This window comes from Pseudokineococcus marinus, from assembly GCF_013004605.1.
GTDB classification, from domain to species: Bacteria; Actinomycetota; Actinomycetes; order Actinomycetales; family Quadrisphaeraceae; genus Pseudokineococcus; species Pseudokineococcus marinus.
Genome location: NZ_JABEMA010000137.1, coordinates 1 through 8,168, shown reverse-complemented (window position 1 = coordinate 8,168; position 8,168 = coordinate 1). Strand labels below are relative to the sequence as shown.

The 8,168-nt window shown below is 75.9% G+C and carries 5 protein-coding genes; all 5 read left to right on the top strand.

The window, feature by feature from the left end:
* Positions 1 to 352: 352 nt before the first annotated feature.
* Positions 353 to 2,530, top strand: a complete 2,178-nt coding sequence (gene tkt, locus HLB09_RS09995) for a transketolase (RefSeq protein WP_171203235.1) — start codon at positions 353 to 355, stop codon at positions 2,528 to 2,530.
* Positions 2,531 to 2,646: 116 nt separating this feature from the next.
* The gene (gene tal / locus HLB09_RS09990) at positions 2,647 to 3,819 is read left to right on the top strand and encodes a transaldolase (RefSeq protein WP_171203234.1); all 1,173 of its coding nucleotides are present in this window, start codon (positions 2,647 to 2,649) and stop codon (positions 3,817 to 3,819) included.
* On the top strand, positions 3,816 to 5,450 hold the full coding sequence (locus tag HLB09_RS09985; RefSeq protein WP_171203233.1) for a glucose-6-phosphate isomerase: 1,635 nt from the start codon (positions 3,816 to 3,818) through the stop codon (positions 5,448 to 5,450). Before tal ends, HLB09_RS09985 begins: the two co-directional genes overlap by 4 nt.
* Before the next feature lie 68 nt (positions 5,451 to 5,518).
* Positions 5,519 to 7,027, top strand: coding sequence for a glucose-6-phosphate dehydrogenase (zwf, locus tag HLB09_RS09980; protein WP_212770865.1), 1,509 nt, complete (start codon positions 5,519 to 5,521; stop codon positions 7,025 to 7,027).
* Positions 7,024 to 8,168 (top strand): glucose-6-phosphate dehydrogenase assembly protein OpcA (opcA, locus tag HLB09_RS09975; RefSeq protein ID WP_171203231.1); only part of this gene is annotated, 1,145 nt, incomplete at its 3' end. The genes zwf and opcA, both read left to right, overlap by 4 nt.

Below are 8,168 nucleotides of genomic sequence, written 5' to 3'. Positions count from 1 at the left end.
CTCCGCACGAGGCGCGGGCGCGGTGGCCGGCCCCGACCGAGGGGTGGGCGCGCGCGGGCGTCGCGAGAGCCGCGCCACTAGGGTCGCTGCGGGTCCTGGGCGGCTCCGGGCACGGTCCTCGCACGAGGGCCCCGGGGGACGTCCGCACCCGGTCCCGTCCTCGGGGCGGGCGGGCGGGAAGCCGCACGGCCCCCCGCGCGCTGCACCGGGGGCGGCGGCCCGAGCGCCGGGGGGACCCGCCGGGGCCCGGGCCGACGGGCCACTGACCGAGCTCGTGCGCGGCACGGGCTGAGCACCGCGAGACGAGGCCGGCGCCCGGCACCACCGCCGGGGCGGCCGCGAGAGGACGCCCATGGACACCGAGACGACGGCCGGCTCCTTCACCTGGAGCGACGCCGACCAGCGCGCCGTGGACACCGTCCGCGTGCTGGCCGCCGACGCCGTGCAGAAGGTCGGCAACGGCCACCCCGGCACGGCGATGAGCCTGGCCCCCGCGGCCTACCTGCTCTTCCAGAAGGTGATGCGCCACGACCCGGCCGACTCCCACTGGCACGGGCGCGACCGGTTCGTGCTGTCCGCCGGGCACTCGAGCCTCACCCTCTACATCCAGCTGTACCTCGCCGGCTACGACGTCTCCCTCGAGGACCTCCAGCAGCTGCGGACCTGGGGCTCGAAGACCCCGGGCCACCCCGAGTTCCGCCACACCGACGGCGTCGAGATCACGACCGGCCCGCTGGGCCAGGGGCTGGCGAGCTCGGTCGGCATGGCGATGGCCGCCCGCCGGGAGCGCCACCTGCTCGACCCGGACGCCGCGCCCGGCGAGAGCCCGTTCGACCACACGATCTACGTCATCGCCTCCGACGGCGACCTCCAGGAGGGCGTGACCTCCGAGGCGGGCTCCCTCGCGGGCCACCAGGAGCTCGGCAACCTCGTCGTCATCTACGACGACAACCGCATCTCCATCGAGGATGACACCGACATCGCCTTCAGCGAGGACGTCCTCGCCCGGTACGCCGCCTACGGCTGGCACACCCAGCACGTCGACTTCACCAAGGGGGGCGGCTACGCGGAGGACCCGGCCGAGCTGCACGCCGCCATCACGAAGGCGCGCGAGGAGACGAGCCGCCCCTCGATCATCAAGCTGAGCACGGTCATCGCCTGGCCCGCGCCGACCATGCAGGGCACGGGCGCCTCGCACGGCGCCGCGCTCGGTGACGAGGAGATCCGCGCCACGAAGGAGGTCCTGGGCTTCGACCCCGACCGCACCTTCCAGGTCGACGACGAGGTCCTCGAGGTCACCCGCTCGAGCACCGAGCGCGCGAAGGGCGTCCGCGCCGCGTGGGAGGAGCGCTACCAGCAGTGGCGCTCGGCGAACCCCGAGCGGGCCGAGCTCCTCGACCGCATGTCGGAGCGCCGCCTGCCGGAGGGCTGGACCGACGCGCTGCCCGTCTTCCCCGCCGGCAAGGACGTGGCCACGCGCTCGGCGTCCGGCGACGTCCTCTCCGCCCTGGCGCCCGTGCTGCCCGAGCTGTGGGGCGGCTCCGCCGACCTCGCCGGGTCCAACAACACGACGATGGAGGGCGTCAGCTCCTTCGTGCCCGCCGGCAAGGCGACGAAGAAGTTCCCGGGCGACGAGGGCGGTCGCACGCTGCACTTCGGCATCCGCGAGCACGCCATGGGCTCGATCCTCAACGGCATCACGCTGCACGGCGGCACCCGCGCCTACGGCGGCACCTTCCTCGTCTTCAGCGACTACATGCGCCCCGCGGTGCGCCTCGCGGCGCTCATGGCGGTCCCGACGATCTACGTCTGGACGCACGACTCCATCGGCCTGGGCGAGGACGGCCCGACCCACCAGCCGATCGAGCACCTCGCCGCGCTGCGCGCCATCCCGGGGCTCGACGTCGTCCGGCCGGCCGACGCCAACGAGACGGCATGGGCCTGGCGCGGCGTCCTCGAGCGCACCGACCGCCCGGCGGGCCTGGCGCTCACGCGCCAGAAGGTTCCCACCTACGAGCGCGGCGACGGCGCGGCGTCCGGCTCGACGCTCGCCTCGGCCGAGGGCGTCCTGCGCGGCGCCTACGTGCTCGCCGAGGCCGACGGCGGCGAGCCCGACGTCATCCTCGTCGGGACGGGCTCGGAGGTCCAGATCGCCCTGGCGGCCCGCGAGCAGCTCGCCGGGGAGGGCGTGCGCGCCCGCGTCGTCTCGATGCCGTGCCGCGAGTGGTTCGACGAGCAGGACGACGACTACCGCGAGTCCGTCCTGCCCGCGGGCGTCCGCGCCCGCGTCTCCGTCGAGGCGGCCGTGGCCCAGGGCTGGCGCGACGTCGTCGGCGACGCCGGCCGCACCGTCTCCATCGAGCACTTCGGCGCCTCGGCCGACTACGAGACGCTCTACCGCGAGTTCGGGCTGACCGGCGAGGCCGTCGCCGAGGCCGCCCGCGACTCCCTGCGCGCCGCCCGCGGGGGCGACTCCCCCGGCGGCGCCGGCACCACCCCCACCGAGGGCGGCGCCGCCGACCAGCAGTGACGGCGCCCCGGGCGGCGCGCCCGAGCGCGCCGCCCGGGCCCCGGTCGGCCGGTCCACCGGTCGACCCGCCCCACCCCCGCGACAGCCCAGACCCCGCACGCACCGGAGGACCCGAGATGACCAGCGCAGCCCCCACCCCCGCCGGCGGGACCGGCACCGACCCCCTCGCGCAGCTGTCCGCCGAGGGCGTCTCCGTCTGGCTCGACGACCTGTCGCGCGAGCTCCTCGAGTCGGGCGAGCTGCAGCGCCTCGTCGACGAGAAGAGCGTCGTCGGCGTCACGAGCAACCCGACGATCTTCGCCAGCGCGCTGTCGAAGGGCGACGCCTACGAGGAGCAGACCACCGAGCTCGCGCGGCGCGGGGCGGACGTCGAGGAGGCGATCTTCGAGATCACCACCGAGGACGTCCGGCGCGCCTGCGACCTCTTCGCCCCGGTCTACGAGCGCAGCGGCCACCACGACGGCCGCGTGTCGCTCGAGGTCGAGCCCGGTCTGGCCCACGACACGGAGAAGACCGTCGCGGCGGCCCGCCAGATCTGGTCGGCCGTCGAGCGCCCCAACCTCATGGTCAAGATCCCCGCGACCGTCGAGGGCCTGCCCGCCATCACGACCGCCCTGTCCGAGGGCATCAGCGTCAACGTCACGCTGATCTTCTCCCTCGACCGCTACCGCGCCGTCATGAACGCCTTCCTCACCGGGCTCGAGCAGGCCCGGGAGGCGGGCCGCGACCTGTCGCAGATCGCGTCCGTGGCCTCCTTCTTCGTCAGCCGCGTCGACACCGAGATCGACGGCCGGCTCGAGGCGATCGGCACGGACGAGGCGCTGGAGCTGCGCGGCCAGGCGGGCCTCGCGAACGCCCGCCTCGCCTACGCCGCCTACGAGGAGGTCTTCTCCACCCCGCGCTGGGAGGTCCTCGAGCAGGCCGGCGCCCGCCGCCAGCGGCCCCTGTGGGCCTCCACCGGCGTCAAGAACCCGGACTACCCCGACACGCTCTACGTCACCGAGCTCGTCGCGCGGGGCACCGTCAACACCATGCCGGGGTCGACCCTGGACAAGGCGCACGACCACGCGCAGGTCCACGGCGACACGCTCACCGGCACCGCCGAGGCCTCGGAGGCGGTCATGGACCACCTCGAGCGCCTCGGGATCTCCTACACCGAGGTCGTCGAGCAGCTGGAGCGAGAGGGCGTCAAGAAGTTCGCCGACTCCTGGACCGAGCTGCAGCAGACCGTCTCGGACGAGCTCGCCCGCGTGTCCGCGGCCGACGACGACGCCCAGGCCCAGCAGTGAGCGGCCTGTCCGTCACGGCGACCGGCGACGCCGCGCGCGCGGTGTCGGCGCACGTCCCCTCGCTCGTCGCCGACCGCGTCGCGAGCCGCGTCGCCGCGCAGGAGCCCGACCTCTGGGGGCCGGCGGCGGCCGAGGAGGCCGGCAAGCGCCTCGGGTGGGTGGACGTCGCGTCGCGCTCGGCGGACCTGCCGGGGCGCGTGGCGTCCCTGCGCGAGGAGCTCGCCGCCGAGGGCGTCGACCGCGTCGTGCTCTGCGGCATGGGCGGCTCGTCCCTGGCGCCCGAGGTCATCACCGCCACCGCGGGCGTGCCGCTCGTCGTCCTCGACGGCACCGACCCGGGCCAGGTGCGGCGCGCGCTCACCGAGGGCCTCGAGCGCACGGTCGTCGTCGTCTCGAGCAAGTCGGGCGGGACCGTCGAGACCGACTCGCAGCGCCGCGCCTTCGTGGAGGCCATGACCGCCGCCGGCGTCGACGCGGCGCGCCGGGTCGTCGTCGTCACCGACCCCGGCTCGCCCTTCGCGCAGATGGCGCGCGACGAGGGCTACCGCGCCCTCTTCGAGGCCGACCCCGACGTGGGCGGCCGCTACTCGGCCCTCACGGCCTTCGGCCTCGTGCCCGCCGGGCTGGCCGGCGCCGACGTCCAGCAGCTCCTCGACGAGGCCGCCGAGGCCCTCGAGGTGCTGGCCGCCGACGACGAGGGCAACCCCGGCCTGCAGCTCGGCGCCGCCCTGGGCGGCACCGACCCGCTGCGCGACAAGCTCGTCCTCGTCGAGGACGGCACGCCGCTGTCGGGCTTCGGCGCCTGGGCCGAGCAGCTCGTCGCCGAGTCCACCGGCAAGGAGGGCACCGGGCTCCTGCCCGTGGTCGTCGCCGGCACCGGCTCGCCGGAGGTCGCCTCCCCGACGTCGGACGCGCTCGTCGTGCGCCTCGTCGGTGACGACGAGGAGCCGGCGGACGGCGGTGGCGCCGGCGCCGAGGTGCGCACGAGCGGGTCGCTCGGCGGGCAGATGGCGCTGTGGGAGACGGCCGTCGCCGTGGCGGGCCGCCTGCTCGGCATCAACCCCTTCGACCAGCCCGACGTCGAGAGCGCCAAGCAGGCGACGCGCGAGCTGCTCGAGGGCTCGCCGGAGACCGAGGAGGCCCTCGCGGTCGACGGCGACGTCGAGATCCGCGGGACCTCCGAGGTCGCCGGGGCCGCGACGCTCGAGGAGGCGGTCGACGCGCTCCTCGCGCAGGTGGACGGCGACCGCGGCTACCTCGCGGTCATGGCCTACCTCGACCGGGAGGCCGACGCCGACCTCGAGGGCGTCCGCGAGGACCTCGCCGCCCGCACCGGGCGCCCGGTGACCTTCGGCTGGGGCCCGCGCTTCCTGCACTCGACGGGCCAGTACCACAAGGGCGGCCCGGCGACGGGGGTCTACCTGCAGGTGACGTCGGAGCCCGCGGGCGAGGACCTCCCCATCTCCGGCCGCCCCTTCACCTTCGGCGGGCTCCAGCGCGCCCAGGCGGCCGGTGACGCGGCGGTGCTCGCCGACCACGGCCGTCCCGTGCTGCGGCTGCACCTCACCGACCGCTCCGCGCTCGGCCGCCTGCGGGCGGCGCTCGCCGGGGCCGACGGACGGACCCGGTGACGGCGGGCACGGTCGGGGCGGGCACGCTCGCGTCGGGCACGGTCGGGGCGGGCACGACGGCCAACCCGCTGCGCGACCCCCGCGACAAGCGGCTGTCGCGCATCGCGGGGCCCTCCTGCCTCGTCATGTTCGGCGTCACCGGCGACCTGGCGCGCAAGAAGCTGCTCCCGGCGGTCTACGACCTCGCCAACCGCGGCCTCCTCCCGCCGGGCTTCTCGCTCGTCGGCTTCGCCCGCCGCGACTGGCGCGACGAGGACTTCGGGCGCGTCGTCCACGACGCCGTCCGCGAGCACGCCCGCACTCCGTTCCGTGAGGAGGTGTGGCGCCAGCTCGCCGAGGGCCTGCGCTTCATCCCCGGCGCCTTCGACGACGACGAGGCCTTCGACCGCCTCGCCGCCACGGTGAAGGACCTCGACGCGGCCCGCGGCACGGGCGGCAACGTCGCGTTCTACCTCTCCGTGCCGCCCTCGAGCTTCCCCGTGGTCTGCGAGCAGCTCGACCGCTCGGGCCTCGCCCGCGCGCAGGAGGGCTCGTGGCGGCGCGTCGTCATCGAGAAGCCCTTCGGCCACGACCTCGCCTCGGCGCGCGAGCTGAACGGCGTCGTCGAGCGCGTCTTCCCCTCGGACGCCGTCTTCCGGATCGACCACTACCTCGGCAAGGAGACGGTCCAGAACCTCCTGGCGCTGCGCTTCGCCAACGAGCTCTTCGAGCCGATCTGGAACGCCCAGCATGTGGACCACGTGCAGATCACCATGGCCGAGGACATCGGCATCGGCGGGCGGGCCGGGTACTACGACGGCATCGGCGCGGCGCGCGACGTCATCCAGAACCACCTCCTCCAGCTGCTGGCCCTCACCGCCATGGAGGAGCCCGTGTCCTTCGGGGCCTCGGACCTGCGGGCCGAGAAGGAGAAGGTGCTCTCGGCGGTGCGCCACCCCGCGTCCGGGCTCGACTCCTCGACCGCCCGCGGCCGCTACGCCGCCGGGTGGCAGGGCGGCAGCCAGGTGCGGGGGTACGACGAGGAGGACGGCATCCCGGAGGACTCGACCACCGAGACCTTCGCCGCCGTCAAGGTCGAGATCGACACCCGCCGGTGGGCCGGCGTCCCGTTCTACCTGCGGGCGGGCAAGCGCCTCGGGCGGCGGGTCACCGAGATCGCCGTCGTCTTCCGCCGCGCCCCGCACCTGCCCTTCGAGCAGACGGCCACGGAGGAGCTCGGCAAGAACGCCCTGGTCATCCGCGTCCAGCCCGACGAGGGCGTCACGCTGCGCTTCGGCTCCAAGGTGCCGGGCACCGCGATGGAGGTGCGCGACGTGACGATGGACTTCGGCTACGGCCACGCCTTCACCGAGTCCAGCCCGGAGGCCTACGAGCGGCTCATCCTCGACGTGCTCCTCGGCGACCCGCCGCTGTTCCCCCGGCACGAGGAGGTCGACCTGTCCTGGCGCATCCTCGACCCGGTCATCGAGCACTGGGCGCGGAGCGGTGCGCCGGAGGCCTACCCCTCGGGCAGCTGGGGACCGCCCAGCGCCTTCGCCATGATGGAGCGCGACGGCCGCGAGTGGAGGCGCCCGTGATCATCGACCTGCCCTCGACGTCGACCAGCGCCCTCAACCGGCGCCTGGTCGACCTGCGCGAGACGGGCGGGGCCGTGGCGCTCGGCCGCGTCCTCACCCTCGTCATCTGCACGGGCGACGAGGAGGCCGAGGAGGCCATCGCCGCGGCCAACGACGCCAGCCGCGAGCACCCGTGCCGGGTGCTCGTCGTGGCCCGCGGGAGCCGTCGCGGCGCGAACCGCCTCGACGGCCAGATCCGCGTCGGCGGCGACGCCGGCGCCAGCGAGGTCGTCGTGGCCCGCCTGTACGGCGAGCTCGCGCGGCACGGCGACGCCGTCGTCGTGCCGCTCCTGCTGCCGGACGCCCCGGTCGTCGCGTGGTGGCCGGGCGAGCCGCCGGCCGTGCCGGCGGAGGACCCCATCGGGGCGATGGCCCAGCGGCGGATCACCGACTCTGGGGCCGCCCGCCGCCCCCTCAAGGCGCTGCAGGCGCTCGCCGCCGGCCACGCCCCCGGGGACACCGACCTGGCCTGGAGCCGGGTCACGCTGTGGCGGGGCCTCCTCGCCGCGGCGCTCGACCAGCCGCCGCACGACCCCGTGCGCTCGGCCGTCGTCACGGGCGCCGAGGACTCCCCCAGCGCCGACCTGCTGGCCGGCTGGCTCGGGCTTGCCCTCGGCTGCCCCGTGACGCGCGTGCGCAGCGAGCCGGGCAGCGGCATCGTCGGCGTCCGCCTGGAGCGGGGCTCCGGCGACGTCGAGCTGGTCCGCCCGGAGGGCGCCACGGCGCTCCTCACGGCTCCCGGCCAGCCCGAGCGGCAGGTGTCCCTCCCGCCGCGCAGCGTCCGCGACTGCCTCGCCGAGGAGCTCCGCCGTCTCGACCCCGACGAGGTCTACGGCGACGTCCTCACCCAGGGGCTGCGGGCGCTGGCGCGCCCGCGGCGTGCGGCCGAGGCGGGCGGCTCCTCCCGGGAGGACGCGCGCCGGCGCCTCGCGGGCCACCGGGCCGCCGAGCGCGAGACGGCGGCGGCCGTCCGCGGGGCGGAGCCGCAGGACGCCCCCGCTGAGCCCGGCCCGACGGACGACTCGGAGGTCGTCGCCGGCGCGGGGGCCGGTGAGCCGGTCGGCAGCGAGCTCGTCCCGGACGACGGCGGCGCGTCGGCGGC